Here is a 26,765-nt window from a genome sequence, read left to right as displayed (position 1 = left end):
CGGAATATGCTCAGGCATAGTAGTCCTCCGCGTGTTCGAGCGGATAGCCACGCGAGTAATTCATGAACGCCGAGTACTTGTCATTTCCGAGGAAGTACTCGCCGCTGTGATGCAGGTAGAAGAACCGCCCCGCTTCGTCCATGAGGATCGTGCCACCGTCGTACGTGTCGTGCGCGACGGGGAAGACCTTTTTCCCCAGTCCGTCGGCGAGTTCTTGAACGTCTTCCGCTGCGCCCCGGTACATGAGGGCCGGAAGGAACATCACGGTGTCTTCGGGAGAGTCGTGCAGGGGTGCCACAAGGCCGACATGCTCGCGCAGAAAATCGAGAGCGGGCTGGATGACGTCAAGACTGCCGCCGTCCCTGCGGAATGATGCCTGACAGTCCTCGATCTCGGTGGCGGCGAGGTCGTCACACCTACGGCCCGGGTGCCATCCGGCCTTCGCCAGCCAGGCGTCAACTGCCTCGGGCGACTTCAATGTGGACACAGTTTTTATCCTTTTCCAGGTCAAACAGCGGTGACGCCGATCAGCGGAAGCATGCGCGCGCAGGAGGCGCAGGGCGGCTTGTACTCCCCGTGGCTCAAGAATCCAGGCTTGTCCGGTTTCATGTCGCCGATCTGCCGCGTATGCACCTGTGCTCCCTCCATCACCCTTCTGATGTCATCGGTGGTCCGTATGTCGACACCGTCACGCTCTGATATAGCGTGCAGTCGGTCGGAGATCAGCGCCACTTCAGCGCACTTTCCGTGCCCGACACCCGTATTTCCACCCTCGGCCTGTGTCTGTCGGTCGATGTCGTCCAGGACGGACTGCAGGGCGGGATGTGTATCCAGATTCTCTTGCGGATCCGGGTTCTGGGGATTCTTTTTCAGCCTCGACACACTGGTGTGTCCCGTCAGGATCCCTTCGTGTCCGGCGATGATCGCGGCGTGGTCGCGGTGGCGGCCCTGGTCGTCGGCCTGGGTGAGCAGGCCGAAGAAGGTGCGCTCGGCGGTCAGGGAGACGGCGGCCAGGGACTCGGAGACGAAGGCTTCGGGCTTGATGGTGCGGATTCGTGCCAAGAGCGGGGCGGTCCTCACTCGGTGGCCAGGGGGCGGGCACCCATGGCTCACCGTCGACGGGGGCGGTGGGGGCGTCAGGTGTGGGGAAGTTGGCCGGCCGGCTGCCGCGCGGCTCGCTGAGCCGACCGCGGCTTTTCCGGGGCTGTCGTCAACATAGCCACACCCAGTGCGGACAAGTCCAGCCCCAAACGGCCAGATCTCTGACGGCAGAAAGGCGGTCGGAAAACAGGTCGGAGAGGGCGGTGGGAAAACGGTAGGGCACGATCGGCCGCTGACCAAATAGTTGCCCAGGAACCCGAGCCAGAAGGATCACATCGACAAACCGTTGACGTCTGCGGGCGGCGAAGCTACAACACAACACCCCACGTCAGACACCCTGTCGGCGCTGCTCGACGCGCGGGCTGACGAGATGGGCGTACCCCCGCGTGCCGTGTGCGCGGGGCGCAACATAGCCGACGATCGCCGGTTAACCAAACCGGCGAGTGCACGCTACAACGGAGCCATGGCAGCACGTTCACTGGAAATCGGCCCAGCCGGAATAAGGGCCGCCCGGAACATCGAAATTCTCCGCACCGAGCGCGGTCTCCCGCAGCGGGAGCTTGCCGCTCGTGTCACCGCTCTCGGCCGGCCGATGTCCAACACGATGCTGTCCCGCATCGAACGCGCGCAGCGCCGCTGCGACATCGACGACCTGGTCGCCATCGCACAGGCGCTGCACGTGCCGGTCCCGGCCCTCCTCCGCGGCCCGGCGACCACCTGAACCCGACTTCGCCACTCCGAGAACCCCCACGCCGCCCCCACCTCCAGAACCGCCGCCCCGCCTCCGCCCCGAGTGAGGAGCCACCGCACTTGCGCCCACCCGCAATACCCCCTGCTCGCTTCCGTCTTCAGCGCGCCCCGAAGGAGGTGATCACCCATGGCTGACCGTCTGCTGACGGTGGGCGAAGCCGCCGAACAACTCGGCACGGGCGAACGGTTCGTGCGCCGCCTCATCGCCGAACGCCGCATCCGCTACGTCAAGCTCGGCCGCCCGGTCCGCATCCCGGAGAGCGCCGTCACCGAGTACATCGAGGCACGCACCGTCGAGCCGGTCCGCCGCACCCGCCTCCGGTACGGGAGGGCAGCCTGATGGCAGGACGCAGACCACAGCGCCGACGCGAGTTCGGCACCGTACGCCGGCTCGCCTCGGGCCGGTGGCAGGCCCGTTACGTCGGCCCGGACGGGACCCGCCACAAGGCCCCCGAGACGTTCGACACCAAGACCGACGCGCAGGACTGGCTCAACCTGGTCCGCGCGGACATCGACCGCAACCAGTGGCGGAACCCGGACGCCGGCGCGGTCAACTTCGAGAAGTACGCCCTGCGGTGGCTGGAAGAGCGCGGCCTGGCACCGACCACGGTCGACCGCTACAGCGGCCTGCTCCGCCTGCACATCCTGCCGGCCTTCGGCGGCAAAGACCTGGACGAGATCACCCCGCCCTCCGTCCGCGCCTGGCGTGCCGAACGGCGAAAGGCGACGGGCGCCACCACGGTCGCCAAGTCGTACCGGCTGCTGAAGGCGATCCTCCAGACCGCGGTCGACGACGACCTGCTCCCGACCAACCCGTGCCGCATCAAGGGCGCCGGCAACGAGGAGGCCGACGAGCGCCCCACCGCGACCGTGGAGCAGGTCTTCGACCTCGCCGACGCCATGGGCCCGCGCTGGCGGCTCATGGTCCTGCTCGGCGCCTTCGCCTCTCTCCGCCCCGAGGAACTGGCCGAGCTGCGCCGGCACAGTGTCGATCTCGACGAGTGCTCCCTGCGGATCACGCACGCCTCGCCGGAGCTGACGAACGGTAAGCGGGTCACCGGCGCCCCCAAGACCCGCGCGGGCAAGCGCACGTGTACCTGCCCGACTTCCTGCTGCCGGAGCTGCGCCGGCACCTTCGGTGGTTCGCGGAGAAGGAGCCGGACGGCCTCCTCTTCGTAGGCGAGAAGGGCGCTCCGTTCCGCCGCTCGACCTTCGGCCGCAAGTGACGCAAGGCCAGGAAGCAGGTCGGCATGCCGGACAACTTCCGCTTCTACGACCTCAGGCACACCGGCAACACCCTCGCCGCCGACTCCGGCGCCAAGCTGAAGGACCTCATGGTCCGCGCCGGCCAGTCCTCGGAGCGCGCCCAGCTGATCTACCAGCACTCGACGGCGAAGCACCAGCGCAAGCTGGTCCAGGGCATCGACGCCGAGGTCCGGCAGCAACTGAGCGAGTCGCTCGCCGACAAGCGCACAGCGCGCGAAGGATGAGGACGCACGCACGCGAGTCCGGCCGGCTACACGCAGGACCAGGTAGAACCTGTCCGGCTCACGGCACAGCACTTCCCGGGTGATGCCCACGGACTTCCTCGGGGTTCGCTGTCACCCGAGGTCACCGTAAAACTGGCCTGGCAGTCTGCCGTTCAGCCACCGCCTTGTCCCCGCCGTACCGCGTGCGGAGGCCAGTAGATCCCCTCACCCTGGAGGTGCCCCTGAGCCCCGACATCCCACTCGATCCCTCCACCCCCGGCCGCGTCCCGGCGATCTGCTGGGTCGGCCCCCGCCACTTGGCCGGCGACGACGGTCGCCTCTACGACACCGTCGCCGACACCCTCACCGCTATGGGCTGGACGAGTCTGACGATGGTCCGCGGCCTGCGGGAGCCGCAGGAGGCACCGGAGGACCGGCAGGTTGTGCGCAGCACCGTCTTGCACCTCAGCCCCGACACACTGCGGTGGGCCCAATGGGTCCTGGCGGACGAGCCGTTCCTGCTCGGCGACCTGCCGATCGCCTGGCACGTATCGGCCCACGCCGACACGAGCAGCCCGCTCGCGCAGTGGTCGGCGTACTTCACCCCCGATATCCCCGGGGAGGCCATCGCCGACTTCCTCGTCGCGCTCGACGCACGCCGGCACCCCGCAACTCCGTTCGGCGGCACCGAGCTGGTCCTTGAGGCGGTCACCGGGCACGGCTGGCTCCTCGACATCGACCAGCCGCACACGGGAGCGATGGACGCGACCTTCACCACCCACCTCAGCTACGGCACGGTGCCGCCCCTCATCCAGGACGGCGACCCCCAGGCCCTCACCCGCGACGAGCTGGACGGGTGGCAGGCGTGGGCCGAGCCGGTGCTCGGCGGGGGATGCCTGTGGGCGGCATCCTTCAGCTCCGGCGTCCCCCACGACCTGGTCGCCGCCTTCGCCCGCTCGGTCAGCACCACCGCGCCAGTCCTGCGCCGGGTGCTCCCGGAGAGCACCCGTGACCGCCTCCTGCGCGCTCCGGCCATCTGACGGCCCAGTCCGATACGGGCGGATAAACCCGAGGGCCTGTGGACCGGGGCCGTTACGCGCCCGAACTACGACATGGCCTCGGTCGCTTCCGCCCCGACCGGAATGGTGAAGCCCGGCATCCCATTGGGTGCCGGGCTTCACCATGCTCGGAAAGCGTGGACATCGCCGAGGGTGGCACGGCAGCCGTCGGGACGTTGGACAACCGCGAGGCTGTGAGCCGGTCCGGGACCTCTGCTGGGCCAAGGGCGTTGAAGGTCCCGCCGCTGCTCTCGCTCGGTCAGCCGAGGCGGAACTGTTGGTGGTTGCCGTCGCTGCCCGGGGCCTGGACTAGGCCGTGTGTCGAAAGTGGATCTTGGGCTGTGAATGATCGTGGTTCATGGGTCGGGGAGATCTCACGGACGAGCAGTTGGCGGTGCTGGAGCCGTTGTTGCCGAAGGGGGCCAGGGCGGGGCGGCCGCCCGTCTGGCCTCGGCGGCGGTTGATCGACCGTGGTCACGGCCGGGCAGCGCGGGACTCTCCGCAGTTCGAACCGGTGCCGGATAAGGTCTGCGTGCCTCGCATTGGGCCCGGCCGGCCACGCATCCGTCCCAGTCGGGTGCGTGCTGACAAGGCGTACGCCTCCCGCAGGAACCGCGCCTACCTGCGTCGGCGAGGGATCCGATGCACCATTCCCGAGAAGGCCGACCAGGCACGCAACCGCCGAAAACTCGGCTCCCGCGGTGGCCGGCCGCCTCATTTCGACCCGGTCGACTACCGCGAGCGCCATGCGGTCGAGTGTGGGATCAACCGCCTCAAGAGACATCGCGCGGTCGCCACGAGATACGGCAAGCTTGCCGTTCGCTACGAGGCCATGGTGCTGGTCGCAGCCATCGGAGAGTGGCTGCGACCAGCACCTTCGCGACACTCGGGCGCCTGACTCTCGCCGGGGACGTTCCACCCTGACCAAGGGGATCTACCCGCAGCGCGGACGAGGCGTCCGCTGGATGACCGCTCACGCTTGCCGGCTCAGCCGAGGTGCTTGCTGAAGAACTCGGCCAGCTTGGCGACGGCGGGAGTCACGTACTGGTCGCGGTCGTACAGGTCAACGTGGGTGGCGCCCTCGACGAGGAACAGCTCGGCGTTGCCGGGGCTGTCGGCGACGGCCTTCTCGGAGAAACCACGGGTCACCGCCTCGGTGCCGGCGATCATGAGCAGCGGGCGAGGCGCGATCTTGGCGACGTCGGCGAAGGAGTCGAACTGGTCGAGGAGATCCGCGCTGCGCACGACCACGTCTCCCGTGGAGCGCGGGTGCCTGCCGCGGGGCGTCTTGTAGTAGTCGATGAACTCGGCGACCGGGGCGGGGGTGTCGGCATCGGCCGTCTCGGGAAGCACGGCAAACGTCGTCGCGGGCTTGCCGGCGGCTTCGGCGCTGCGGAGGTTTCCGGAGTTTGCCACCATCTGCTGCCAGCCCTCGGGGTCGGCGCCGCGGAAGAAGCTGGGAACGTCGGTCCCGGAGACGCCGGCCACGGCCTTCATCCGGTGGTCGGTCTGGGCGGCGTAGGGGGCATAGGCGCCGGAGCCGCACACGCCCATCACGCCGATGCGGTCTGGGTCGATCTCGGGGCGGGTGGTGAGGTAGGTGACCGCCGCGCGGAAGTCCTCGGCGCGCTGGAAGGGGTCCTCCAGGCCGCGGGGCATGCCCTCGGATTCGCCCTGGAAGGCGGCGTCGAAGGTCAGGACGGCGAACCCTTCCTTGACCAGGCGTGTGGCGTACACCGCCGGCGCCTGCTCCTTGACTCCGGTCGTGGGGTGGCCGACGACGATGGCGGCGAGCGGGCCGTCGCTGTCCTCGGGAAGGTAGAGGTGACCGGCGAGCTCCAGGCCGTTGGTGGGGAAACGGACGTCGGTCCTCATGTTCTGCTCCTGGGGGAATCAGTGCCGGCCGGCGATCTGCGGGCCTGTGTCCACTGTCCGGCCGACGGCCGGGGCCCGGGAAGGTCGGGCTGCTTCCTAGGAAGGATCTCTCCCAGGCAGAGCTTTTCCCTCGGTGCCATGCTGGAGGAATGGCTGATTCCGCGCATCTTCGTGAGCTCGGTGAGTTCCTCAAGCACCGCCGTGGCGAGCTCACACCGGCGCAGGTCGGGCTCCCCGAGCGCACCCACACCCGACGCCGCGTGCGGGGACTGCGCCGCGAGGAAGTGGCTGAGCTCGCCGCGATCAGCACCGACTACTACGTACGCATCGAGCAGGGCCGGCTGGCACCGTCGCCGCCGGTGCTCGAGTCCCTCTCGCGGGAGCTGCGGCTGGACGCCGACCAGAGGACGTACGTGGAAGGACTGGTCGACCAGGCCGCGCGCGCCGGACACCGCAAGACGCCGCGCCGGTCCCCGCGCCCCAAGGTGCACCCGCACCTGACCCGGCTGCTCGGCCAGCTCACCGGTACACCCGCCATCGTCTTCGGCCCACGCCTCGACATCCTCGCCTGGAACCCACTGGCAGCACAGCTGCTGTGCGACTTCGCGGCCGTGCCCGAGCCCGAGCGCAACTACGTCCGCATGGTCTTCACCGACCCCGTGATGCGCGACATCTACCCGGACTGGGAAGACGTGGCCCGCACATGCGTCGAAGTCCTGCGGATGGAAGCCGGAACGAATCCGACGGACCCAGCCCTCACAGCTCTCGTGGGCGAGCTGGCCGTCGCCGATCAGCAATTCCGGGTCTGGTGGGCCGAGCACCGCGTCGCGCACCAGGACTTCGGCAGCAAACGCATCACCCACTCCCTCGTCGGTGAACTCGCCCTCGACTGGGACACCTTCCGCTACGCCGGTGCACCAGAACAGCAACTCGTGCTCTGGTCGGCCGAACCCGGCACCCTCGACGCGGAACGACTGGCCGACCTGGCCCACGGCACGGCCCAGAGTCCGCAACCTTCGTGAGCATCACTGCTACTGATCTTTTCGAGGAGCAGCGAACCGTCGCCACTTTCGATACACCCCCTAGTTCGGTGCCGCTCAAAAGCGACTCCGCACGGACGACGTGATGGGCGAACGGCCTCCTCAGTGCCGACGAGTACGCCGAGTACATCGCGGAAGACCCGCCTGTTCTCGGCGATCACTGGGCCCGCGGCCGGGTGGGGGCTCCTGTCCGTGGACGGGACGATTGCCGAGGGCCGCCCCGGCGCCGGTCGCCGCAGTGACGCCCTCGGGGAAAAGAGAGCCCGCTCCTCCCTCTTGGACGACCTCTACTGGATGAGGTCCGGCACCAACGGCAGTCCGCGAACGGATGCTAGGAGTGGTCCGCACCGTCCTCGATTTCCGTTGCTGGACGAGGGCCGGCCCATCACGGCCCTGGACGCAGCCGCACCCGGCTTCGCGTACGCGACTTCACACGAACCCGGCCCGCTTGTGGCGCGGATCACGCGAAACCGATCTCGCGATGCGAGATAACCCGGGACCGCATGGCTCTCAACTGCCATGCAAGGCCCCTCGGCCCCTCCCGTTCGCCTCGACTTAGGGCACGCGAAGGGCGCCTACCCCGAATTGGACTAGACAACAAACAAACCCCAGGCCGCTGACCTGGGGCTTCTCTCTGGAGCGGGTGACGAGAATCGAACTCGCGCTCTCAGCTTGGGAAGCTGATGTTCTACCATTAAACTACACCCGCGTATGTACGGACATGGGGTCTGAGGAATCCCTTGTCCGGACGCTCGCTCACTCTACATCATCGCGGAGTCCTGGTGTTCCAGGGTCGGGGATCCGGCTGAGGGTGACGCGAGTTGGGGCGTACCGTGGGGGCCGGAGTGCCGCCTGGAGAGTCGTCTCTTTGATCCCGTAATGTGGCTTTTGGCGTCCGGGCAGAACGCCGGACGCGGCTCTTGGGGAAGGGACTTGAGGGACTTGATGCAACGCACCGTCGTCCGCTGCGCGGACGGGCACGTCTTCAGCACCGCTTCGTTCCCGATGCAGCAGGCCGAGCGGCTCGGCCCCGGCCGGCTCGTGCGGTGTCCGCGATGCGCCCGGCTGCGCAGCGCGGTGCCTGTCGTGCTGGAGAAGCGGTAGGCGGGAGAGCAGCGCACACCGGGCGTAGCCGGGGCGTGACAGGGAGCGCGCGGGGCCGTCGTGATTGCGATGGTTCCGCGCGCCTTGCGTATCCTCGCTACGTGCTTCTCTCAGACAAGGACATCCGGGCCGAGATCGACGCCGGGCGGGTACGGATCGATCCCTATGACGAATCCATGGTGCAGCCGTCGAGCATCGACGTGCGGCTGGACCGTTACTTCCGGGTGTTCGAGAACCACCGCTACCCGCACATCGATCCCTCCATCGAGCAGGCGGACCTGACGCGGCTGGTGGAGCCCGACGGGGACGAGCCGTTCATCCTGCACCCCGGGGAGTTCGTGCTCGCCTCCACCTACGAGGTCATCACGCTGCCCGACGACCTCGCCTCGCGGCTCGAGGGGAAGAGCTCGCTCGGGCGGCTCGGACTGGTCACGCACTCCACCGCCGGGTTCATCGACCCCGGCTTCAGCGGGCACGTCACCCTGGAGCTGTCCAACCTCGCCACGCTTCCCATCAAGCTGTGGCCGGGCATGAAGATCGGGCAGCTGTGCATGTTCCGGCTGACCTCGCCCGCCGAGTCCCCGTACGGCAGTGAGCGCTACGGCTCGCGGTACCAGGGGCAGCGCGGGCCGACCGCCTCGCGGTCCTTCCTCAATTTCCATCGGACCCAGGTGTGAGGGCGACTACAGCATGAGCAGCGCAGACGTGCGGGAGAATCTGACCTACGAGCGGTTCGGCACCGCCATCCGGGAACTGGCGCAGACCATCGCCGACGACGGGTACGAGCCCGACATCGTGCTGAGCATCGCCCGGGGCGGTGTCTTCGTCGCCGGCGGGCTCGCCTACGCCCTCGACTGCAAGAACATCCACCTGGTCAACGTGGAGTTCTACACCGGCGTGGGGACCACCCTGGAAATGCCGGTCATGCTCGCCCCCGTGCCCAACGTGATCGACTTCTCCGACAAGAAGGTCCTGATCACGGACGACGTCGCCGACACCGGCAAGACGCTCAAGCTCGTCCGTGACTTCTGCCTGGACACCGTCGCCGAGGTGCGCTCCGCGGTGGTCTACGAGAAGTCCCACTCGCTCGTGAAGTGCGAGTACGTGTGGAAGCGGACCGACGACTGGATCAACTTCCCCTGGAGCGTCGAGCCGCCCGTCGTGAAGCGGGCCGGGCAGGTTCTCGACGCCTAGCCTCCGGCGCGCAGACATGGGAAAGGGGCCCCCGCGGGGGCCCCTTTCCCATGCGCCGGTACCTAGAACGTGCCGAGCTTCACGATCGACAGCAGCGCGATCAGCTGGATCGCCGCCGCTCCCAGCGCCCTCGGCCAGGGCAGGTCGTGGGAGCGGGAGACCATCAGGGTCAGCAGGGCGCCGGCGCCGATCCAGGTGGCCCAGCCGAGGATCTGGACGAAGCCGGCGTCGCCGCCGAAGAACATGGCGACGATCAGCCGGGGCGCGTCGGTGAGGGCCGTGATCAGCATGGACAGGCCCACCGTGGGCTGCCAGGCGCCGTCGCCGCCGAGCTGGCGGGCCAGGGTGTGGGTGACCGCGCCCAGGACGAACAGGCCCAGCACCATCACGATCGCCGTCACCAGCACGATCGGCACCGCGTTGGACAGCGTCGCGCTGATCGCGTCCTCGCGGGCGCCGTCGAAGCCGAAGACGGCGAGCAGGCCGTAGAGGAAGGTCACGATGAGGGCGGGGATCCACATCGTGTAGTCCCGCATGCGCAGGAACGTCTCGTTCGGGGCGAGCACGATCCCCTTCAGCAGGTCCTTCCAGTGCAGCGGCGGGCCGATCGGGGCGGCCGGCGCGGGGGCCGAGCCGGCCTGGTAGGTCGCCCCCTGCGTGTAGGCCGCGGCCTCGTCGACCGAGAACGCCTGGGTGTGGCCCGGCTGGTTCGCCGCGTAGGGGTCGTGCCCGCCGTGGCCGCCGCCCTGGTGGCCGCCGTCGCCGAAGTACTCGGGGCCGTCGTCCGAGGGGCCCGGGTAGCCGTAGGGCTGTCCCTGATGCGGGTACGGCGGCTGTGGCGCCGACGGGTAGCCGTACGAGGGGCCCGCGGGCGCCGAGGGGCCCGGGCGGCCGTACGGCGGCTGTCCGTACGCCGGTCCCCCGGGCTGCGCGGGGCCGTGCCCGTGTCCGTACGCCGGTCCCTGGGGCGCCTGCTGTCCTTGGGGGGTACGGTCGTCCCGGCCCCCGCGTCCGATCCTGAATCCAGCCACGTCATCGAACGTACCTGGTCCGGGCGGCCCGCGTGACGGGGCCTGTGGCCTTCGCCCGGCTTTGCGGCCGACCTGTGACATCCCCTAAGGGGCCGTCAGGCACCGAACCCCGAATCCCCTCGGGGTTCCGCGCTGTTCGGCGGGGGCTCATGGTCCAGGATGGGTTCATGAGCGTAGTGAAGATCAACGTGCTGACCGTTCCCGCCGAGCAGCGGGAGGTGCTGGAGAAGCGGTTCGCCTCGCGGGCCCACGCGGTGGAGAACTCCGACGGCTTCGAGTGGTTCGAGCTGCTGCGGCCCGTGGAGGGCACCGACCAGTACCTCGTCTACACCCGCTGGCGGGACGAGGAGTCCTTCCAGGCGTGGATGGAGGGGCCGATGAAGGCCGCGCACCAGGGTGGCGGCGAGGGCGGTGGCGAAGGCGGCGAGCGTCCGAAGCCGGCGGCCTCCGGCTCGACCCTGTGGTCCTTCGACGTGGTCCAGCAGGCCGGTCCCAAGGGCGCCTGAGCCGTACGCCCCCGCAGAGACCCCGCAGAGACCCCGCGGAGGCCCTCGCAGAGACCCCGCGGAGACATGACGGCGCCCCCTGCCTGTGCGAAGCAGGGGGCGCCGTACGCCGGGGGAGCGGAGCTACTTCACCGGCTCCGGCTCCGGCGCGCTCTCGGCCTCCGCGTCGCCCGCCGGGTCGACCGGCGTCTTGACGGATTCGAGCAGCAGCTGGGCGACGTCCACGACCTGGATGGACTCCTTGGCCTTGCCGTCGTTCTTCTTGCCGTTCACCGAGTCGGTGAGCATGACCAGGCAGAACGGGCAGGCGGTGGAGACGATGTCGGGGTTGAGGGACAGGGCCTCGTCGACGCGCTCGTTGTTGATGCGCTTGCCGATCCGCTCCTCCATCCACATCCGCGCGCCGCCGGCGCCGCAGCAGAAGCCGCGCTCCTTGTGGCGGTGCATCTCCTCGTTCCTGAGGCCCGGGACCTTGCCGATGATCTCGCGCGGGGGCGTGTAGATCTTGTTGTGGCGGCCCAGGTAGCAGGGGTCGTGGTAGGTGATGATGCCCTCGACCGGGGTGACGGGGATGAGCTTGCCCTCGTCCACCAGGTGCTGGAGCAGCTGGGTGTGGTGGATGACCTCGTAGTCGCCGCCGAGCTGCGGGTACTCGTTGCCGAGCGTGTTCAGGCAGTGCGGGCAGGTGGCGACGATCTTCTTCGCGGACTTCGGCTTCTTGGTCGCCGGGTCCTCGTCATCCTCGCCGAACGCCATGTTCAGCGCGGCGACGTTCTCCATGCCGAGTTCCTGGAACAGCGGCTCGTTGCCCAGGCGGCGGGCGGAGTCACCGGTGCACTTCTCGTCGCCGCCCATGATCGCGAACTTCACGCCCGCGATGTGCAGCAGCTCGGCGAAGGCCTTGGTGGTCTTCTTGGCGCGGTCCTCCAGGGCACCGGCGCAGCCGACCCAGTACAGGTACTCGACCTCGGTGAGGTCCTCGATGTCCTTGCCGACGACCGGGACCTCGAAGTCGACCTCCTTGGTCCACTCCAGGCGCTGCTTCTTCGCCAGGCCCCAGGGGTTGCCCTTCTTCTCCAGGTTCTTGAGCATCGTGCCCGCCTCGGAGGGGAAGGCGCTCTCGATCATCACCTGGTAGCGGCGCATGTCCACGATGTGGTCGACGTGCTCGATGTCCACCGGGCACTGCTCGACGCAGGCGCCGCAGGTGGTGCAGGACCACAGCACGTCCGGGTCGATGACGCCGTTCTCCTCGGCGGTGCCGATCAGCGGGCGCTCGGCCTCGGCCAGCGCGGACGCGGGCACCGAGGCGAGCTGCTCCTCGGTCGCCTTCTCCTCGCCCTCCATGGTCTTGCCGCCGCCCGCGAGCAGGTACGGCGCCTTGGCGTGCGCGTGGTCCCGCAGGGACATGATCAGCAGCTTCGGCGAGAGCGGCTTGCCGGTGTTCCAGGCGGGGCACTGCGACTGGCAGCGGCCGCACTCGGTGCAGGTGGAGAAGTCCAGCAGGCCCTTCCAGGAGAACTGCTCGACCTGGGAGACGCCGAAGACGTCGTCCTCGCCCGGGTCCTCGAAGTCGATCGGCTTGCCGCCCGAGGTCATCGGCTGGAGCGCGCCGAGCGCGGTGGAGCCGTCGGCGTTGCGCTTGAACCAGATGTTCGGGAAGGCCAGGAAGCGGTGCCAGGCCACACCCATGTCGGTCTTCAGCGAGACCGTGATCATCCAGATGAAGCTGGTCGCGATCTTCAGGCCGGCGAAGAAGTAGGTGAGGTTCTGGAGCGTGGAGAGGTCCATCCCGCGCAGCCAGGCGACGACCGGGTACGAGATGAAGAACGAGGCCTCGTAGCCGTCCACGTGGTGCTGGGCGCCTTCGAGGGCGTGCAGCATGAAGATGCAGACGCCGACGATGAGGATGACGGTCTCGACGAAGTAGGCCTGGCCGAAGTTGGAGCCGGCGAAGCGGGACTTGCGGCCCGGGTCGCGCGGGTGGCTCAGCTGGCGGACCGCGATCAGCACGAGGATGCCGAGCACGGTCATCGTGCCGATGAACTCGACGTAGACGTTGTACGGGGCCCAGTCGCCGATGACCGGCAGGATCCAGTCCGCCTCGAACAGCTGCCCGAAGGCGTTGACGATCGTCAGCAGCAGGGTGAAGAAGCCGACGGCGACGAACCAGTGCGCCACGCCGACGATGCCCCAGCGGTTCATGCGGGTGTGGCCGAGGAACTCCCGGACCACGGTCATGGTGCGCTGTGTGGGATCGTTGGTCCGCGTGCCGGCCGGTACCGGCTGGCCCAGCCGCATGTGGTTGTAGATCTGGAGGAGGGCGCGGCCGAACAGTGCCACGCCGACCACGATCAGGACCAGCGACACGATGATCGCGGCGAGTTGCATTGGGGCTCCTGAAGCGGCCTCGGTCGGAACGAGCTGTCTGGGCTGACGGACATTACTAAGCGGTAACTTATGTAGTCCGTCTGAGACTACCCCCATCTTCCGTCGGGATGCAGCAGAGCGCGGGGTGATCTGGGTCGCCGCCAGGCAATCGGATCGTGTTATTCGTACCGAATTGATACTTTCGCCCCTACCTTAGAGCCGTGCTCTACGGGATCGCCGCCGCTACCGCCGCCCTGCTCCTGACCGCCGTGCTCACCGCGGCGCTCCGGGCGCCCGCCCTGCGGGCCGGCATCCTCGACCGGCGTCGGCAGCGTCCCCTCCCGCTGCTCGGCGGGCTCGCCGTGGTGGCCGTCACCTGCCTGGTCGCCGGGATGGGGCAGTGGAGCCGGGTGGCGCCGCTCGGGGAAGGGGTCGGGGAGCTGCTGACGGCCGCCGCCGCGGTCGCCGCCCTGGGCCTGGTGGCCGACGTGTGGCGGCTGCGCGCCCGCGTGCTCGCCGCCGGAACCGCCGTGGCGGCGGTCTGCGTGGTGCCCTACGACGACACCGGCCTGCCCGGCGGGGCGCTGGCCGTCGGCTGGATCGTGCTCACCACCCTCGCCTTCCGGGGGCTGGACCACGCCGACGGGCTGGCCGGGACGGTCGGGGTGATCACCGCCTTCGGGGTGGGCGCCTGCGCCGCCGCCGAGGTGATGGACGGCCTCGCCGTGCTGCTGAGCGTGGTCGCCGCCGCCCTCACCGGCTTCCTGATGCACAACTGGCATCCCGCGCGGATCGGCCTCGGCGCGTGCGGTTCGCTGTTCACCGGGTTCGTGCTGTCCTCCGCCGTCGTCTTCACGCGCGCGGGGTACGCGCTCGGCCCGAGCGCGGCGGTGGTGTTCTGCCTGGGTGCCGTCGCCGTCGCCGACGCCCTGCTCGTGGTGCTCGCCCGGACCACCGCCCGGCGCCCGCTGCTGCGGCGCGGCCCGGACCACCTCGCGCACCGGCTGCGCCGGCTCGGGCTCACCCCGCCGGGGTCGGTCGTGCTGCTGGGGGCCGCCTCGTTCTCCTCCGTGCTCGTGGGGGTACTGGTGCACGCGGGGTGGACGGGGGAGGGTGCCGCGCTCTGGGTGGCCGGCGCGGTCGCCGTCACCGTGATCGTCCTCGTACTCCTTCGGATGCCTGTGCCGCCACCTCAACGCACGGCGTCTACGCAGGTCAGCGGGCCGTTGCGTGTAAGGAGCGGATAAGAGTTGAGCCTGATTGACTCAGGTCTGTTGACCCCGCGGGTCTCCTCGGGCACACTTGAGCCTGTTCCACTCAAGTCAGCTGGAGGAATCAACCATGGCACGTGCGGTCGGCATCGACCTGGGCACGACTAACTCCGTCGTCAGCGTTCTGGAGGGCGGCGAGCCCACCGTCATCACCAACGCCGAGGGTGCCAGGACCACGCCGTCCGTCGTCGCCTTCGCCAAGAACGGCGAGGTGCTCGTCGGCGAGGTGGCCAAGCGCCAGGCGGTCACCAACGTCGACCGGACCATCCGGTCCGTCAAGCGCCACATGGGCACCGACTGGAAGATCGGGCTGGACGGGAAGGACTTCAACCCGCAGCAGATCTCCGCGTTCATCCTGCAGAAGCTGAAGCGGGACGCCGAGGCCTACCTGGGCGAGAAGGTCACGGACGCGGTCATCACCGTCCCGGCCTACTTCAACGACTCCGAGCGCCAGGCGACGAAGGAGGCCGGCGAGATCGCCGGTCTGAACGTCCTGCGGATCGTCAACGAGCCGACCGCCGCGGCGCTCGCCTACGGCCTCGACAAGGACGACCAGACGATCCTCGTCTTCGACCTCGGTGGCGGCACCTTCGACGTGTCGCTGCTGGAGATCGGTGACGGCGTCGTCGAGGTGAAGGCCACCAACGGCGACAACCACCTCGGTGGTGACGACTGGGACCAGCGCGTCGTCGACTACCTGGTCAAGCAGTTCCAGTCCGGCCACGGCGTGGACCTGTCCAAGGACAAGATGGCCCTCCAGCGCCTGCGCGAGGCCGCCGAGAAGGCCAAGATCGAGCTGTCCTCCTCCACCGAGACCTCGATCAACCTGCCGTACATCACGGCGTCCGCCGAGGGCCCGCTGCACCTGGACGAGAAGCTCACCCGCGCCCAGTTCCAGCAGCTGACGGCCGACCTGCTGGAGCGCTGCAAGACGCCGTTCCACAACGTCATCAAGGACGCCGGCATCTCCATCAACGACATCGACCACGTCGTGCTCGTCGGTGGCTCCACCCGTATGCCCGCCGTCGCCGAGCTGGTCAAGGAGCTGACCGGCGGCAAGGAGGCCAACAAGGGTGTGAACCCGGACGAGGTCGTCGCCATCGGCGCCTCGCTCCAGGCCGGTGTCCTCAAGGGCGAGGTCAAGGACGTCCTGCTGCTCGACGTCACCCCGCTGTCCCTCGGCATCGAGACCAAGGGCGGCATCATGACCAAGCTGATCGAGCGCAACACCACGATCCCGACCAAGCGCTCGGAGATCTTCACCACGGCCGAGGACAACCAGCCGTCGGTGCAGATCCAGGTCTACCAGGGCGAGCGCGAGATCGCGGCGTACAACAAGAAGCTCGGCATGTTCGAGCTGACCGGTCTGCCGCCGGCGCCGCGCGGCGTCCCGCAGATCGAGGTCTCCTTCGACATCGACGCCAACGGCATCATGCACGTCACGGCGAAGGACCTCGGCACCGGCAAGGAGCAGAAGATGACCGTCACCGGCGGCTCCTCGCTCCCCAAGGAAGAGGTCGACCGCATGCGCGAGGAGGCCGAGCGCTACGCGGAGGAGGACCACAAGCGCCGCGAGGCCGCCGAGACCCGCAACCAGGGCGAGCAGCTCGTCTACCAGACCGAGAAGTTCCTCAAGGACAACGAGGACAAGGTCCCCGGCGAGGTCAAGACCGAGGTGGAGTCCGCCGTCGCCGAGCTGAAGGAGAAGCTCAAGGGCGAGGACACCGCCGAGATCCGCACCGCCACCGAGAAGGTCGCGGCCGTCTCGCAGAAGCTGGGCCAGGCCCTGTACGCCGACGCCCAGGGCGCCCAGGCCGCCGGCGGCGCCCCCGCCGGTGACGCCAAGGACGACGACGTCGTGGACGCCGAGATCGTGGACGACGAGCGCAAGGACGGTGCCGCGTGACGGAGGAGACCCCGGGCTTCGAGGAGAAGCCCGACGTCCCCTCCGGCGCCACCTCCGACGACGCCGAGCCGAAGGCCGCCTCCGAGGAGGGGGCGGCCCCGGCCGGGGACGGGAACGCAGAGAACGCCGGGCTGGTCGCCCAGCTGGACCAGGTGCGTACGGCGCTCAGCGAGCGCACGGCGGACCTCCAGCGCCTCCAGGCCGAGTACCAGAACTACCGCCGCCGCGTCGAGCGCGACCGGGCCGCGGTCAAGGAGATCGCCGTGGCGAACCTCCTGACCGAGCTGCTCCCGGTGCTCGACGACATCGGCCGGGCCCGGGAACACGGCGAACTGGTCGGCGGCTTCAAGTCGGTGGCCGAGTCGCTGGAGACCGTCGCGGCCAAGATGGGCCTGCAGCAGTTCGGCAAGGAGGGCGAGCCCTTCGACCCGACCATCCACGAGGCCCTGATGCACAGCTACGCGCCGGACGTCACGGAGACGACCTGCGTGGCGATCCTCCAGCCGGGGTATCGCATCGGCGAGCGCACCATCCGCCCCGCGCGGGTGGCCGTGGCCGAGCCGCAGCCCGGCGCGCAGACCGTCAAGGCGGACCAGGCGGAGGACGCCGCCGAGGAGAAGACCGCGGCGGACGGCGACAAGGAGAACGGTGGCCCGGACGAGGGCTGACGTGACGGCACAGGGGAAGGAGGGACGTCGGGGATGAGCACCAAGGACTTCATCGAGAAGGACTACTACAAGGTCCTCGGCGTCCCCAAGGACGCCACCGAGGCCGAGATCAAGAAGGCGTACCGGAAGCTCGCCCGCGAGTTCCACCCGGACGCCAACAAGGGCAACGCCAAGGCCGAGGAGCGCTTCAAGGAGATCTCCGAGGCGAACGACGTCCTCGGCGACCCCAAGAAGCGCAAGGAGTACGACGAGGCGCGCGCGCTGTTCGGAAACGGCGGCTTCCGCCCCGGACCGGGCGCGGCCGGCGGCTCCTTCAACTTCGACCTGGGCGACCTGTTCGGCGGCGCCGCCCAGGGCGGAGGCTTCGGCGGCGGCATCGGTGACGTCTTCGGGGGCTTGTTCAACCGGGGCGGCGCCGCGGGTCCGCGGACCCAGCCCCGGCGCGGCCAGGACGTCGAGTCCGAGGTGACGCTGAGCTTCACGGAGGCCATCGAGGGCGCCACGGTGCCGCTGCGGATGTCCTCCCAGGCGCCCTGCAAGGCCTGTTCGGGCACCGGCGACAAGAACGGCACACCGCGCGTGTGCCCGACCTGCGTCGGCACCGGACAGGTCGCGCGGGGCTCCGGCGGCGGCTTCTCGCTCACCGACCCCTGCCCCGACTGCAAGGGCCGCGGCCTGATCGCCGAGCACCCCTGCGAGGAGTGCAAGGGCAGCGGGCGCGCCAAGTCGTCGCGGACGATGCAGGTCCGCATCCCCGCGGGGGTGACCGACGGCCAGCGCATCCGGCTGCGCGGCAAGGGCGCGCCCGGCGAGCGGGGCGGCCCGGCCGGCGATCTGTACGTGGTCGTCCACGTCCGGGAGCACCCGGTGTTCGGGCGCAAGGGCGACAACCTCACCGTCACCGTGCCGGTGACGTATCCCGAGGCGGCCCTCGGCGGCGAGGTGCGGGTGCCGACCCTCGGCGGCCCGCCCGTCACCCTGAAACTGCCCCCGGGCACCCCGAACGGCCGTACGATGCGGGCCCGGGGCAAGGGCGCGGTCCGCAAGGACGGCACCCGCGGCGATCTGCTGGTCACCGTGGAGGTGCGTGTTCCCGAGGACCTGTCGGGGAAGGCTCGTGACGCGCTGGAGGCGTATCGCGAGGCGACCGCGGGCGAGGACCCGCGGGCGGAGCTGTTCGAGGCCGCGAAGGGAGCTTGAGAGAGATGGATGGCCGTCGTCCCCGCCAGCGCGGGGGTTTCTCACCGTACGAACTGACCGACGAGACCCCGGTCTACGTCATCTCGGTGGCGGCCCAGCTCTCCGGACTCCACCCGCAGACGCTGCGCCAGTACGACCGCCTGGGCCTGGTCTCCCCCGACCGCACCGCCGGCCGGGGCCGGCGCTACTCGGCCCGTGACATCGAACTGCTCCGCCAGGTGCAGCAGTTGTCGCAGGACGAGGGCATCAACCTGGCCGGTATCAAGCGGATCATCGAGCTGGAGAACCAGGTCGCCGCGCTCCAGTCCCGGGTCGCGGAGCTGGAGGCGGCCCTGGACGGCGCGGCGGCGGCGATGCGGCAGCGCGAGGCCGCGGTGCACGCCTCCTACCGGCGCGATCTGGTGCCGTACCAGGAGGTCCAGCAGACCAGCGCGCTGGTGGTGTGGCGGCCCAAGCGGCAGCAGCAGGACTGAACGCGTACAGCGCGTGGAGAGGGGCCCGGTGTGTACCGGGCCCCTTTCGCGTTGTCCGGCGCGCTGGCCGGAATCATTCGTTCTCCTGACCGGTCCGGAGCCCGGCCCGGGGCCGCCGGTGATCACCACTCGTGGTGAACCGGGCCGGTTGTGCGGATCTGGTCCGCCGCGTGAACTTCCTTGAGATGGAGGGTGGGTAAAGGGCCTTTGCAGGCGGTTTCGCGTGACCTTCACAGGGTCAGCCGAGCGTGGTGTTGCGCACTCGTTAAGTGATTTTTCTTGACGCCGGGTGGGCGCTGCGCGTTGTCTTTTCAGACATCTGGTCGTAGCGCAGTACCCCTCCGTACCACACCTGAAGTGAGCCCCCGAATGCGTCGTATCGCCATGTCCGTGGCCGCCTCCACGATGACCCTCTCGCTCGCCGGCTGCGGCGTGCTGAACGCGACGGAGGACGGGGCGAGCGCGAGCCCGACCAAGGGCGACGACATCACCGTGGGCCTGCTGCTGCCGGAGAAGGCGAACACCCGCTACGACAAGTTCGACTACCCCATCATCAAGCGCAAGGTCGCCGAACTCACCCACGACAAGGGCAAGGTCGAGTACGCCAACGCCGAGGCGAGCGCCGCCCGCCAGGCCGAGCAGCTGCGCAACATGATCGACGCCAAGGCCGACGTCATCCTGCTGGACGCCGTGGACGCGCACGCCATCGCCGGCGAGGTGCAGAAGGCCAAGGACGCCGGCATCCCGGTCATCGCCTACGACCGCCTGGCCGAGGGGCCGATCGACGCCTACGTCTCCTTCGACAACGAGCTGGTCGGCGAGGTGCAGGGCCGGACCCTGCTGGAGGCGCTGGGCTCGACCGCCGACACCTCCGACAAGATCGTGATGATGAACGGCTCGCCCACCGACCCCAACGCCAAGCAGTTCAAGCAGGGCGCGCTCTCCGAGCTGAACGGCAAGGTGACGATCGCCGACAGCTACGACACCACGGACTGGAAGCCGGAGAACGCCGAGGCGAACATGGCCAAGGCGATCGCCAAGCTCGGCAAGGCCGGCATCGCCGGTGTCTACTCGGCCAACGACGGCATGGCGGGCGGTGTCATCAAGGCCCTGAAGGCGGCGGGCGTCACCAGCCTGCCCCCGGTCACCGGCCAGGACGCCGACCTGGACGCGGTGCAGCGGGTCGTGGCCGGCGAGCAGTACATGAGCGTCTACAAGTCCTACCCGGACGAGGCCGAGGCCGCCGCGCAGATGGCCGTCATGCGCATCCAGGGCAAGGGCATCCAGTTCGACGCCCTCACCCGGGACCGGGTGGACAGCCCCACCACCAAGGACATCCCGGCGCGGCTGCTCCAGGTGAGCGCGCTGACCAAGGACACCATCAAGGACACGGTCATCGCGGACGGCATCTACTCGGCCGGTGACATCTGCACCGCCAGGTACAAGACGGCCTGCGCGGCGATCGGGCTGAAGTGACCGGTCCGGTGCGTGTCCGGCGGTGCCGGAGCCACCGGTGCGCCGCCCTCGCCACCCCGGTGTGATGTGATGGCCGGGCACCCCCCCAAACCCGGGCGGACCGGGATCACTTGGGTGGCGCCGTCGGGGCACCCGTGTTGCGGAGCCGGTCGGCGCCGCGCATAGTTGCGCTGCGGAAGTGGCAGCACACCGGGGGTGAAATGGGCGATGGCCGGGCACGGGGCGGAGGAGCATCCTCACGGTGCCGACCGGCTGTGTGAGGCCGGGGATCGGGTGTACTCCCGTGCCGTGCGCCGGGGGCGGGTGCCGCGCTCGGACGCCGGGCCCGTGCCCTGCCTGCTGGACCTGGCGCTGCTGCACCCCGACCCCGACGACATGGACTGGCTGGTGCCGACCTCCCCGCAGGAGGTCATGACCCGGCTGCTGCGCGGGGTCTACGACGAGGTCAGCGCGAGCCAGCGGCGGGTGGGCTCCGCGGTGTCCGCTTTCGAGTGGTACGCGGGCCTGGGCCGGCAGCGCGACGCCCTGGCGGCACCGGCCGAGGGCAGCGCCATCCGGGTCCTGGACGGGCTGGCCCGCATCCAGACCGCGATGGACGAGGCGACCGAGGCGTGCACCACCGAGGTGCTCACCGTGCAGCCCGGCGGCATCCGGCGGGAGGCGGAACTCACCGAGGGCCTGCACCGGGCGCTGGCGCTGCGCGGCCGGGGCGTGCGCATGCGCGACCTGTACACGCACGTGGCGCGGCACGGGCAGGGGCTGCTGAACTACCTGGAGCTGATGGGCGACACGGTGGAGGCCCGGACCCTGGACGAGGTCATCGACCGGCTGATCCTCTTCGACCGCACGGTGGCCTTCATCCCCGCCAACGCCGACCGCACGATGGCCCTGGAGCTGCGCCACCCGGCGCTCGTGGAGTACCTGGTGACGGTCTTCGAGCGGCTGTGGCGGCTGGCCATCCCGCTGACGGCGCCGCTGCCGGACACCGGCATCGAGGGGATCTCGCACCGGGAGCAGTCCATCGCCGCGCTGCTGGCGGAGGGCCACCAGGACGCGGTGATCGCCGAGCGGCTGGGCATCAGCGTGCGTACCTGCCGGGCGCACATCGCCCGGCTGTCGGAGACCCTGGGCGCGGCCAGCCGCACCCAGCTCGGTGTGCGCATCGCCCAGGTGGGCCTGGACGGGCACCGTCCGCCCCGGCCGGCCGGGGCGATGGCCGGCGCGGACCCGGAACCCCCGGCGGGCTGAACCGGCCGGGCCGGCTCAGTGGTCGCGGTCCAGGATGCCGGACTGGGCGATGAGATAGCCGAGTTGGGCACGGCTGCCGCTGCCGAGGGCGTGGGCCAGCTTGGCGATGTGGGCCCGGCAGGTGCGCACGTTCATGCCGAGGCGGCGGGCGATGGCCTCGTCCACGTGCCCCTCGACCAGCAGCTTGGCTATGGAGTGCTGGACCTCGGTGATGCCGTCGGAGGCGGTCTCGTAGGGGGCGCCGGCGCTCAGCGGGACCGCGCGGGCCCACATGAACTCGAAGACCTTGACCAGGTAGCGGACGAGCCCGGGATGGCGCAGTTCGAGCGCGACCTCCCCGTCGTCCCGGGTGGGGATGAAGGCCACCGTCTCGTCGCAGATGATCAGCCGCTCGGCCAGTTCGTCGATCGTCCGGTACTCCACCTTGCCGTCGGCGAACTGGGCCACGTAGGCCAGCGTCTCGGGGCTGTAGCGGGCGGGGTGCTGGTAGAGGGTGCGGATGCGGCAGCCGCGCTCGATCAGCGGGCGGTCGCGCTCCAGGGCCTTGGCGAGGGTGTGTTCGAGCCGTCGGCGGCTCGGCTGGACCGTGAGCATCTCGCTCTGGCACTGGGAGGTGGCCAGGTCCAGCGCGGCGTTGATCCGGTCCAGGCCCTCCAGCACGGTGATCGAGTGGGTGGTCGCCGTCGGCTGGGCGCTGATGCTCATGAACGGCTCGAAAGCGTCGGCGAGTTCGATGGACTCCCGGCGGCGCTGGGTGATCTCCTGCTCGATCGGGTTGAGCCGCTGGGCCAGGGCGATGGACGGGGGGACCGGGCGCAGCCAGTTGGGGTCGTCGGGATCGGGGTGGAGGAGGGCGAACTCCATCAGGCAGGGGGCGGCTTCCACGTCGGCGCGGGCTATGCGCCCCGTTCGGAGGGCATTCCCGTACAGACGGCTCCCTTCCTCGCACAGGTCGGTCAGACCGTGGGGATGTGTCCGTTTAATCTCGTTTATCGCCAAATCTCCACCCCCCAGGGTCATGAACGTGCAGGAACATGATGCATCGTTTGTGTGGCCATGACGTGCCGGAATGGGCCATCGTCGTATCCGGACGGGGGAGAGGTGACCTTCACATGAGGACGAAGCCGACTATGCATAAGACAATGCTTCGCTCGGCGCTTGTCGCCGCCTTCTCCGCCGCCTTGGCCTTCGGCGTACTGACCGGTCATGCGGGGACGAAGGATGCTGTCGCGCAGGACAGCAGTTGGCGCGTACAGGCCGCTGTTGGTCCCGGCGCCGGTGACAGCAGCTGGGTGATCGTGGCGTCCGGTGTCCCGGGCGACAGCTCGTGGGTCCCGCCGGCGGACAGCAGTTGGGCCGTGGAGTCATGACCACCCCACCCGACGACCGTTCCTTCCGTCGTGAAATGGCCACCGCCTACCGGTCCGGCTGGCACTTCATCGACCTGGTCACCGCCATCCCCCACAGCGGTGATTCGCTGATGGTGACCGTGTTCGGCGAACCGGTCGTCGTCACCCGGGGCGAGGACGGGGACGTGCGGGCGTACCGGTGCCTGCGCAGGCCGCGTGGTGCCCCGCAGCCGGTGCGGTGTGCCATCCGGTACGGAATGATCTTCGTGAACCTGGACCAGCGGGACCACCGGCTGACCGAGCCGGCGGAGTCCGATCTGACGACCATCTCGGCCACCCCCCGCAGTGCCTGACGCGATTCCCCCGTCGTAAAAGATCGCTCAGGTACTTCCCCCCCGCAGCGGCGTCACCGTGACCTGAACACGGTGACGCCGCTGCCGTTTGCGGGGATATATCGGAGTATGCAGATATTTCCATGCTGGCCGAAAATCGCCGTTCATCAGGCGTTGCCGAGCGTCCGGGACACCTCGATCTCGATCACCACGCGCGCCGGATTCGGCCGGGGCGACCGCTGATAGCGCTCGGCGTAGCGCCGCTCCGCCTCGGCCACCCGGTCCGGTTCGGTCCGCACCCGCGCCCGTCCCTCCAGCGTCGCCCAGCGCCGGCCGTCCACCTGGCACACCGCGACCCGGGCGCCCGCCTCGCCCGCCGCCGCCACGTACCGGGCCTTCGCGCTGGTCCCACTGGTGATCACCCGGGCCAGCCGGGCCCCGGCGTCGTACGTCACCCCCACCGGCACCACGTGCGGACTGCCGTCCGGGCGCAGGGTCGTCAGGGTGCACAGATGCCGTTCCCGCCAGAAGGCGAGGTACGACTCGCCGGGGGCACCCGGGCTCATGGAGTTCCTCGTCATGCGCGCAACCTAGCCCCTCGGCACTCCCGTTCGAAGCTTGAGCGGAATAGACTCAACTTTGTGTACGCTGGTTAAGTCAGCACTGGGAAGCGGTCGAGGAGGAGAACGCAGACGTGGACGCCGAGCTGACCAACAGGAGCCGGGACGCGATCAACGCCGCGAGCAATCGCGCAGTGACCGGGGGGCACCCGGACCTCACCCCCGCCCACCTGCTGCTGGCTCTGCTCCAGGGGCGGGACAACGAGAACATCACCGACCTGCTCGCCGCGGTCGACGCCGACCAGGCCGCCGTGCGCTCCGGCGCCGAGCGGATCCTGGCCGGGCTGCCCAGCGTGACCGGGTCCACCGTGGCGCCGCCGCAGCCCAACCGCGAGCTGCTGGCCGTCATCGCCGACGCCGGCGAGCGCGCCAAGGAGCTGGGTGACGACTACCTGTCCACCGAGCACCTGCTGATCGGCATCGCCGCGCAGGGCGGTGCCGCGGGCGAACTGCTCACCCGGCAGGGCGCCGACGCCAAGAAGCTGCTGGAGGCCTTCAAGAAGGCCAGGGGAGGACGCCGCGTGACCACCGCCGATCCCGAGGGCCAGTACAAGGCCCTGGAGAAGTTCGGCACCGACTTCACCGCCGCCGCCCGCGAGGGCCGCCTGGACCCGGTCATCGGACGGGACCAGGAGATCCGGCGGGTCGTCCAGGTGCTCAGCCGCCGCACGAAGAACAACCCGGTCCTCATCGGCGAGCCCGGCGTCGGCAAGACCGCCGTCGTGGAGGGGCTGGCCCAGCGGATCGTCAAGGGCGACGTGCCCGAGTCGCTGAAGGACAAGCGGCTGGTCGCGCTCGACCTCGGCGCGATGGTGGCCGGCGCCAAGTACCGCGGCGAGTTCGAGGAGCGGCTGAAGGCCGTCCTCGCCGAGATCAAGGACTCCGACGGCCAGATCATCACCTTCATCGACGAGCTGCACACCGTCGTGGGCGCCGGCGCCGGCGGCGACTCGGCCATGGACGCGGGCAACATGCTCAAGCCCATGCTCGCCCGCGGCGAGCTGCGCATGGTCGGCGCCACCACCCTGGACGAGTACCGGGAGCGGATCGAGAAGGACCCCGCGCTGGAGCGCCGCTTCCAGCAGGTCCTGGTCGCCGAGCCGTCCGTCGAGGACACCATCGCCATCCTGCGCGGACTGAAGGGCCGCTACGAGGCCCACCACAAGGTGCAGATCGCCGACAGCGCGCTGGTGGCCGCCGCCACCCTGTCCGACCGGTACATCACCTCCCGCTTCCTGCCGGACAAGGCCATCGACCTGGTGGACGAGGCCGCCTCCCGGCTGCGCATGGAGATCGACTCCTCCCCGGTGGAGATCGACGAACTCCAGCGCGCCGTCGACCGGCTGCGGATGGAGGAGCTGGCGATCGGCAAGGAGACCGACCCGGCCTCCCGCGAGCGGCTGGAGAAGCTGCGCCGCGACCTCGCCGACAAGGAGGAGGAGCTGCGCGGCCTCACCGCCCGCTGGGAGAAGGAGAAGCAGTCCCTCAACCGGGTCGGCGAGCTGAAGGAGAAGCTGGACGACCTGCGCGGACAGGCCGAACGGGCCCAGCGCGACGGCGACTTCGACACCGCGGCCAAGCTGCTGTACGGCGAGATCCCGCAGCTGGAGAAGGAGCTGGAGGCCGCCTCCGCCGCCGAGGAGGAGGCCGCCCGGGACACCATGGTCAAGGAGGAGGTCGGCGCCGACGACATCGCCGACGTGGTCGCCGCCTGGACCGGCATCCCGGCCGGCCGGCTGATGGAGGGCGAGACGCAGAAGCTGCTGCGCATGGAGGAGGAGATCGGCAAGCGGCTGATCGGCCAGAGCGAGGCCGTGCGCGCCGTGTCGGACGCCGTGCGCCGCTCCCGCGCCGGCATCGCCGACCCCGACCGCCCCACCGGCTCCTTCCTCTTCCTCGGCCCGACCGGCGTCGGCAAGACCGAACTGGCCAAGGCGCTCGCGGACTTCCTCTTCGACGACGAGCGGGCCATGGTCCGCATCGACATGTCGGAGTACGGCGAGAAGCACAGCGTGGCCCGGCTGGTCGGCGCGCCCCCCGGCTACGTCGGCTACGAGGAGGGCGGCCAGCTCACCGAGGCCGTGCGGCGGCGCCCGTACAGCGTGGTGCTGCTGGACGAGGTGGAGAAGGCCCACCCGGAGGTCTTCGACGTCCTGCTCCAGGTGCTGGACGACGGCCGGCTCACCGACGGCCAGGGCCGCACGGTCGACTTCCGCAACACGATCCTGGTGCTCACCTCCAACCTGGGCAGCCAGTTCCTGATGGACCCGCTGACCGGCGAGGAACAGAAGCGGGAGCAGGTGCTGGAGGTGGTGCGGGCCTCGTTCAAGCCCGAGTTCCTCAACCGGCTGGACGACCTGGTGGTCTTCTCCGCGCTGACCAAGCCCGAGCTGGAGCGGATCGCCCGGCTCCAGATCGACCGGCTCGCCCGGCGGCTGGCCGAGCGGCGGCTCACCCTGGAGGTCAGCCCCGAGGCGCTGGCCTGGCTCGCGGAGGAGGGCCTGGACCCGGCCTACGGCGCCCGCCCGCTGCGCCGCCTGGTGCAGAGCGCCATCGGCGACCGGCTGGCCAAGGAGATCCTGTCCGGCGAGGTCAAGGACGGCGACACGGTCCGTGTGGACCGCTTCGGCGAGGGGCTGCTGGTGGGCCCCGCCACCGGCAAGACGCTCTGACGCGCCCCCGGGCCCTGGGGTGAGCGGTCCGGGGCCCCTCGGCCCGGGGCCG

The 26,765-nt window shown here is 69.7% G+C and carries 25 protein-coding genes, 1 tRNA gene and 1 pseudogene; 19 read left to right on the top strand and 8 right to left on the bottom strand.

Annotated features, from left to right (window positions below; translation table 11 throughout):
• Positions 1 to 10 precede the first annotated feature (10 nt).
• Entirely contained in the window at positions 11 to 487 is a 477-nt protein-coding gene (locus Srubr_RS30270) for an SUKH-3 domain-containing protein (protein WP_189998899.1), read from the bottom strand.
• 20 nt (positions 488 to 507) lie between these two features.
• Positions 508 to 1,062 (bottom strand): YwqJ-related putative deaminase, encoded by a 555-nt coding sequence (locus Srubr_RS30265; RefSeq protein ID WP_189998901.1) that lies wholly within the window; start codon positions 1,060 to 1,062, stop codon positions 508 to 510.
• 502 nt (positions 1,063 to 1,564) lie between these two features.
• Here Srubr_RS30265 and Srubr_RS30260 point away from each other — a divergent pair.
• The 5 genes and pseudogenes from Srubr_RS30260 (at position 1,565) to Srubr_RS42125 (ending at position 5,276) form a co-directional block, all read left to right on the top strand.
• The gene (locus tag Srubr_RS30260) at positions 1,565 to 1,822 is read left to right on the top strand and encodes a helix-turn-helix domain-containing protein (RefSeq protein WP_027758422.1); all 258 of its coding nucleotides are present in this window, start codon (positions 1,565 to 1,567) and stop codon (positions 1,820 to 1,822) included.
• Between the two features lie 156 nt (positions 1,823 to 1,978).
• Positions 1,979 to 2,191 (top strand): excisionase family DNA-binding protein, encoded by a 213-nt coding sequence (locus tag Srubr_RS30255; RefSeq protein WP_019983959.1) that lies wholly within the window; start codon positions 1,979 to 1,981, stop codon positions 2,189 to 2,191.
• Positions 2,191 to 3,341: pseudogene (locus Srubr_RS30250) on the top strand (tyrosine-type recombinase/integrase). The gene Srubr_RS30255 and the pseudogene Srubr_RS30250 overlap by 1 nt, the downstream one beginning before the upstream one ends.
• A gap of 209 nt (positions 3,342 to 3,550) precedes the next feature.
• Positions 3,551 to 4,360 carry an SPDY domain-containing protein gene (locus Srubr_RS30245; protein ID WP_189999012.1) on the top strand — a complete coding sequence of 270 codons (810 nt, stop codon included), beginning with the start codon at positions 3,551 to 3,553 and terminating at the stop codon, positions 4,358 to 4,360.
• A 376-nt stretch (positions 4,361 to 4,736) separates the two neighbouring features.
• The gene (locus tag Srubr_RS42125; protein WP_189998903.1) at positions 4,737 to 5,276 is read left to right on the top strand and encodes a transposase; all 540 of its coding nucleotides are present in this window, start codon (positions 4,737 to 4,739) and stop codon (positions 5,274 to 5,276) included.
• Between the two features lie 89 nt (positions 5,277 to 5,365).
• On the opposite strand, the gene Srubr_RS30235 is transcribed toward Srubr_RS42125, so the two are convergent.
• Entirely contained in the window at positions 5,366 to 6,253 is an 888-nt protein-coding gene (locus Srubr_RS30235) for an alpha/beta hydrolase (protein WP_189998905.1), read from the bottom strand.
• A 149-nt stretch (positions 6,254 to 6,402) separates the two neighbouring features.
• Between Srubr_RS30235 and Srubr_RS30230 the strand changes: the two genes are divergently transcribed.
• A complete protein-coding gene (locus Srubr_RS30230; RefSeq protein WP_189998907.1) occupies positions 6,403 to 7,275 on the top strand; it encodes a helix-turn-helix domain-containing protein in 873 nt (290 codons plus the stop codon).
• A 653-nt stretch (positions 7,276 to 7,928) separates the two neighbouring features.
• Here the strand turns inward: Srubr_RS30230 and Srubr_RS30225 are convergent.
• Positions 7,929 to 8,002, bottom strand: a tRNA-Gly gene (locus Srubr_RS30225).
• Between the two features lie 236 nt (positions 8,003 to 8,238).
• On the opposite strand from Srubr_RS30225, the gene Srubr_RS30220 reads away from it, so the two are divergent.
• The 3 genes from Srubr_RS30220 (at position 8,239) to Srubr_RS30210 (ending at position 9,591) form a co-directional block, all read left to right on the top strand.
• Positions 8,239 to 8,397: a hypothetical protein gene (locus tag Srubr_RS30220; RefSeq protein WP_181797373.1), complete on the top strand. Its 159-nt coding sequence runs from the start codon at positions 8,239 to 8,241 to the stop codon at positions 8,395 to 8,397.
• Positions 8,398 to 8,498: 101 nt separating this feature from the next.
• Positions 8,499 to 9,074: a dCTP deaminase gene (dcd, locus tag Srubr_RS30215; RefSeq protein ID WP_030620657.1), complete on the top strand. Its 576-nt coding sequence runs from the start codon at positions 8,499 to 8,501 to the stop codon at positions 9,072 to 9,074.
• Between the two features lie 13 nt (positions 9,075 to 9,087).
• Positions 9,088 to 9,591: a phosphoribosyltransferase gene (locus Srubr_RS30210; RefSeq protein ID WP_181797374.1), complete on the top strand. Its 504-nt coding sequence runs from the start codon at positions 9,088 to 9,090 to the stop codon at positions 9,589 to 9,591.
• A 62-nt stretch (positions 9,592 to 9,653) separates the two neighbouring features.
• On the opposite strand, the gene Srubr_RS30205 is transcribed toward Srubr_RS30210, so the two are convergent.
• Positions 9,654 to 10,703: a Yip1 family protein gene (locus tag Srubr_RS30205; protein ID WP_189998909.1), complete on the bottom strand. Its 1,050-nt coding sequence runs from the start codon at positions 10,701 to 10,703 to the stop codon at positions 9,654 to 9,656.
• Positions 10,704 to 10,789: 86 nt separating this feature from the next.
• On the opposite strand from Srubr_RS30205, the gene Srubr_RS30200 reads away from it, so the two are divergent.
• Positions 10,790 to 11,128, top strand: coding sequence for an antibiotic biosynthesis monooxygenase family protein (locus Srubr_RS30200; RefSeq protein WP_030620648.1), 339 nt, complete (start codon positions 10,790 to 10,792; stop codon positions 11,126 to 11,128).
• 123 nt (positions 11,129 to 11,251) lie between these two features.
• Here Srubr_RS30200 and Srubr_RS30195 read toward each other — a convergent pair whose 3' ends face one another.
• Positions 11,252 to 13,519, bottom strand: a complete 2,268-nt coding sequence (locus Srubr_RS30195; RefSeq protein ID WP_189998911.1) for a (Fe-S)-binding protein — start codon at positions 13,517 to 13,519, stop codon at positions 11,252 to 11,254.
• A 200-nt stretch (positions 13,520 to 13,719) separates the two neighbouring features.
• Between Srubr_RS30195 and Srubr_RS30190 the strand changes: the two genes are divergently transcribed.
• The 7 genes from Srubr_RS30190 to Srubr_RS30160 all read left to right on the top strand — a co-directional run bounded on the left by Srubr_RS30190 (position 13,720) and on the right by Srubr_RS30160 (position 21,740).
• Positions 13,720 to 14,745, top strand: a complete 1,026-nt coding sequence (locus tag Srubr_RS30190) for an MraY family glycosyltransferase (RefSeq protein WP_189998913.1) — start codon at positions 13,720 to 13,722, stop codon at positions 14,743 to 14,745.
• Positions 14,746 to 14,839: 94 nt separating this feature from the next.
• Positions 14,840 to 16,675, top strand: coding sequence for a molecular chaperone DnaK (gene dnaK / locus Srubr_RS30185; protein WP_189998915.1), 1,836 nt, complete (start codon positions 14,840 to 14,842; stop codon positions 16,673 to 16,675).
• Positions 16,672 to 17,343: a nucleotide exchange factor GrpE gene (gene grpE, locus Srubr_RS30180; RefSeq protein WP_189998917.1), complete on the top strand. Its 672-nt coding sequence runs from the start codon at positions 16,672 to 16,674 to the stop codon at positions 17,341 to 17,343. Before dnaK ends, grpE begins: the two co-directional genes overlap by 4 nt.
• 33 nt (positions 17,344 to 17,376) lie before the next feature.
• Complete coding sequence (gene dnaJ, locus Srubr_RS30175) at positions 17,377 to 18,543, top strand: molecular chaperone DnaJ (RefSeq protein WP_189998918.1); 1,167 nt, start codon at positions 17,377 to 17,379, stop codon at positions 18,541 to 18,543.
• 5 nt (positions 18,544 to 18,548) lie between these two features.
• Positions 18,549 to 19,016: a heat shock protein transcriptional repressor HspR gene (locus tag Srubr_RS30170; protein WP_030790825.1), complete on the top strand. Its 468-nt coding sequence runs from the start codon at positions 18,549 to 18,551 to the stop codon at positions 19,014 to 19,016.
• Positions 19,017 to 19,385: 369 nt separating this feature from the next.
• Positions 19,386 to 20,492: a sugar ABC transporter substrate-binding protein gene (locus tag Srubr_RS30165; RefSeq protein WP_189998919.1), complete on the top strand. Its 1,107-nt coding sequence runs from the start codon at positions 19,386 to 19,388 to the stop codon at positions 20,490 to 20,492.
• A 207-nt stretch (positions 20,493 to 20,699) separates the two neighbouring features.
• Complete coding sequence (locus Srubr_RS30160; RefSeq protein ID WP_189998921.1) at positions 20,700 to 21,740, top strand: helix-turn-helix transcriptional regulator; 1,041 nt, start codon at positions 20,700 to 20,702, stop codon at positions 21,738 to 21,740.
• A 15-nt stretch (positions 21,741 to 21,755) separates the two neighbouring features.
• Here Srubr_RS30160 and Srubr_RS30155 read toward each other — a convergent pair whose 3' ends face one another.
• Positions 21,756 to 22,760 carry a helix-turn-helix domain-containing protein gene (locus Srubr_RS30155; RefSeq protein ID WP_189998923.1) on the bottom strand — a complete coding sequence of 335 codons (1,005 nt, stop codon included), beginning with the start codon at positions 22,758 to 22,760 and terminating at the stop codon, positions 21,756 to 21,758.
• A 346-nt stretch (positions 22,761 to 23,106) separates the two neighbouring features.
• Between Srubr_RS30155 and Srubr_RS30150 the strand changes: the two genes are divergently transcribed.
• Positions 23,107 to 23,442 (top strand): Rieske (2Fe-2S) protein, encoded by a 336-nt coding sequence (locus tag Srubr_RS30150; protein ID WP_189998926.1) that lies wholly within the window; start codon positions 23,107 to 23,109, stop codon positions 23,440 to 23,442.
• A 146-nt stretch (positions 23,443 to 23,588) separates the two neighbouring features.
• On the opposite strand, the gene Srubr_RS30145 is transcribed toward Srubr_RS30150, so the two are convergent.
• Complete coding sequence (locus tag Srubr_RS30145; protein ID WP_189998928.1) at positions 23,589 to 24,002, bottom strand: PPOX class F420-dependent oxidoreductase; 414 nt, start codon at positions 24,000 to 24,002, stop codon at positions 23,589 to 23,591.
• A 113-nt stretch (positions 24,003 to 24,115) separates the two neighbouring features.
• Here Srubr_RS30145 and clpB point away from each other — a divergent pair, with 113 nt between their 5' ends.
• Positions 24,116 to 26,713 carry an ATP-dependent chaperone ClpB gene (gene clpB, locus Srubr_RS30140; RefSeq protein WP_189998930.1) on the top strand — a complete coding sequence of 866 codons (2,598 nt, stop codon included), beginning with the start codon at positions 24,116 to 24,118 and terminating at the stop codon, positions 26,711 to 26,713.
• Positions 26,714 to 26,765: the final 52 nt, after the last annotated feature.

The organism is Streptomyces rubradiris (genome assembly GCF_016860525.1).
In the GTDB taxonomy this organism is placed as follows: domain Bacteria; phylum Actinomycetota; class Actinomycetes; order Streptomycetales; family Streptomycetaceae; genus Streptomyces; species Streptomyces rubradiris.
This window is presented reverse-complemented; position numbering and strand designations above follow the sequence as displayed.

Bases quoted from the DNA above. Each gene is read 5' to 3' on its own strand.
- Srubr_RS30255 (WP_019983959.1), top strand. From the start codon at position 1,979: ATGGCTGACCGTCTGCTGACGGTGGGCGAAGCCGCCGAACAACTCGGC.
- Srubr_RS30195 (WP_189998911.1), bottom strand. From the start codon at position 13,519: ATGCAACTCGCCGCGATCATCGTGTCGCTGGTCCTGATCGTGGTCGGC.
- Srubr_RS30205 (WP_189998909.1), bottom strand. From the start codon at position 10,703: ATGTCACAGGTCGGCCGCAAAGCCGGGCGAAGGCCACAGGCCCCGTCA.
- Srubr_RS30220 (WP_181797373.1), top strand. From the start codon at position 8,239: ATGCAACGCACCGTCGTCCGCTGCGCGGACGGGCACGTCTTCAGCACC.
- Srubr_RS30155 (WP_189998923.1), bottom strand. From the start codon at position 22,760: ATGACCCTGGGGGGTGGAGATTTGGCGATAAACGAGATTAAACGGACA.
- Srubr_RS30170 (WP_030790825.1), top strand. From the start codon at position 18,549: ATGGATGGCCGTCGTCCCCGCCAGCGCGGGGGTTTCTCACCGTACGAA.
- Srubr_RS30160 (WP_189998921.1), top strand. From the start codon at position 20,700: ATGGCCGGGCACGGGGCGGAGGAGCATCCTCACGGTGCCGACCGGCTG.
- Srubr_RS30165 (WP_189998919.1), top strand. From the start codon at position 19,386: ATGCGTCGTATCGCCATGTCCGTGGCCGCCTCCACGATGACCCTCTCG.
- dnaJ (WP_189998918.1), top strand. From the start codon at position 17,377: ATGAGCACCAAGGACTTCATCGAGAAGGACTACTACAAGGTCCTCGGC.
- Srubr_RS30150 (WP_189998926.1), top strand. From the start codon at position 23,107: ATGACCACCCCACCCGACGACCGTTCCTTCCGTCGTGAAATGGCCACC.
- Srubr_RS30200 (WP_030620648.1), top strand. From the start codon at position 10,790: ATGAGCGTAGTGAAGATCAACGTGCTGACCGTTCCCGCCGAGCAGCGG.
- Srubr_RS30260 (WP_027758422.1), top strand. From the start codon at position 1,565: ATGGCAGCACGTTCACTGGAAATCGGCCCAGCCGGAATAAGGGCCGCC.
- Srubr_RS30145 (WP_189998928.1), bottom strand. From the start codon at position 24,002: ATGACGAGGAACTCCATGAGCCCGGGTGCCCCCGGCGAGTCGTACCTC.
- Srubr_RS30235 (WP_189998905.1), bottom strand. From the start codon at position 6,253: ATGAGGACCGACGTCCGTTTCCCCACCAACGGCCTGGAGCTCGCCGGT.
- dnaK (WP_189998915.1), top strand. From the start codon at position 14,840: ATGGCACGTGCGGTCGGCATCGACCTGGGCACGACTAACTCCGTCGTC.
- Srubr_RS30210 (WP_181797374.1), top strand. From the start codon at position 9,088: ATGAGCAGCGCAGACGTGCGGGAGAATCTGACCTACGAGCGGTTCGGC.
- Srubr_RS42125 (WP_189998903.1), top strand. From the start codon at position 4,737: ATGGGTCGGGGAGATCTCACGGACGAGCAGTTGGCGGTGCTGGAGCCG.
- Srubr_RS30230 (WP_189998907.1), top strand. From the start codon at position 6,403: ATGGCTGATTCCGCGCATCTTCGTGAGCTCGGTGAGTTCCTCAAGCAC.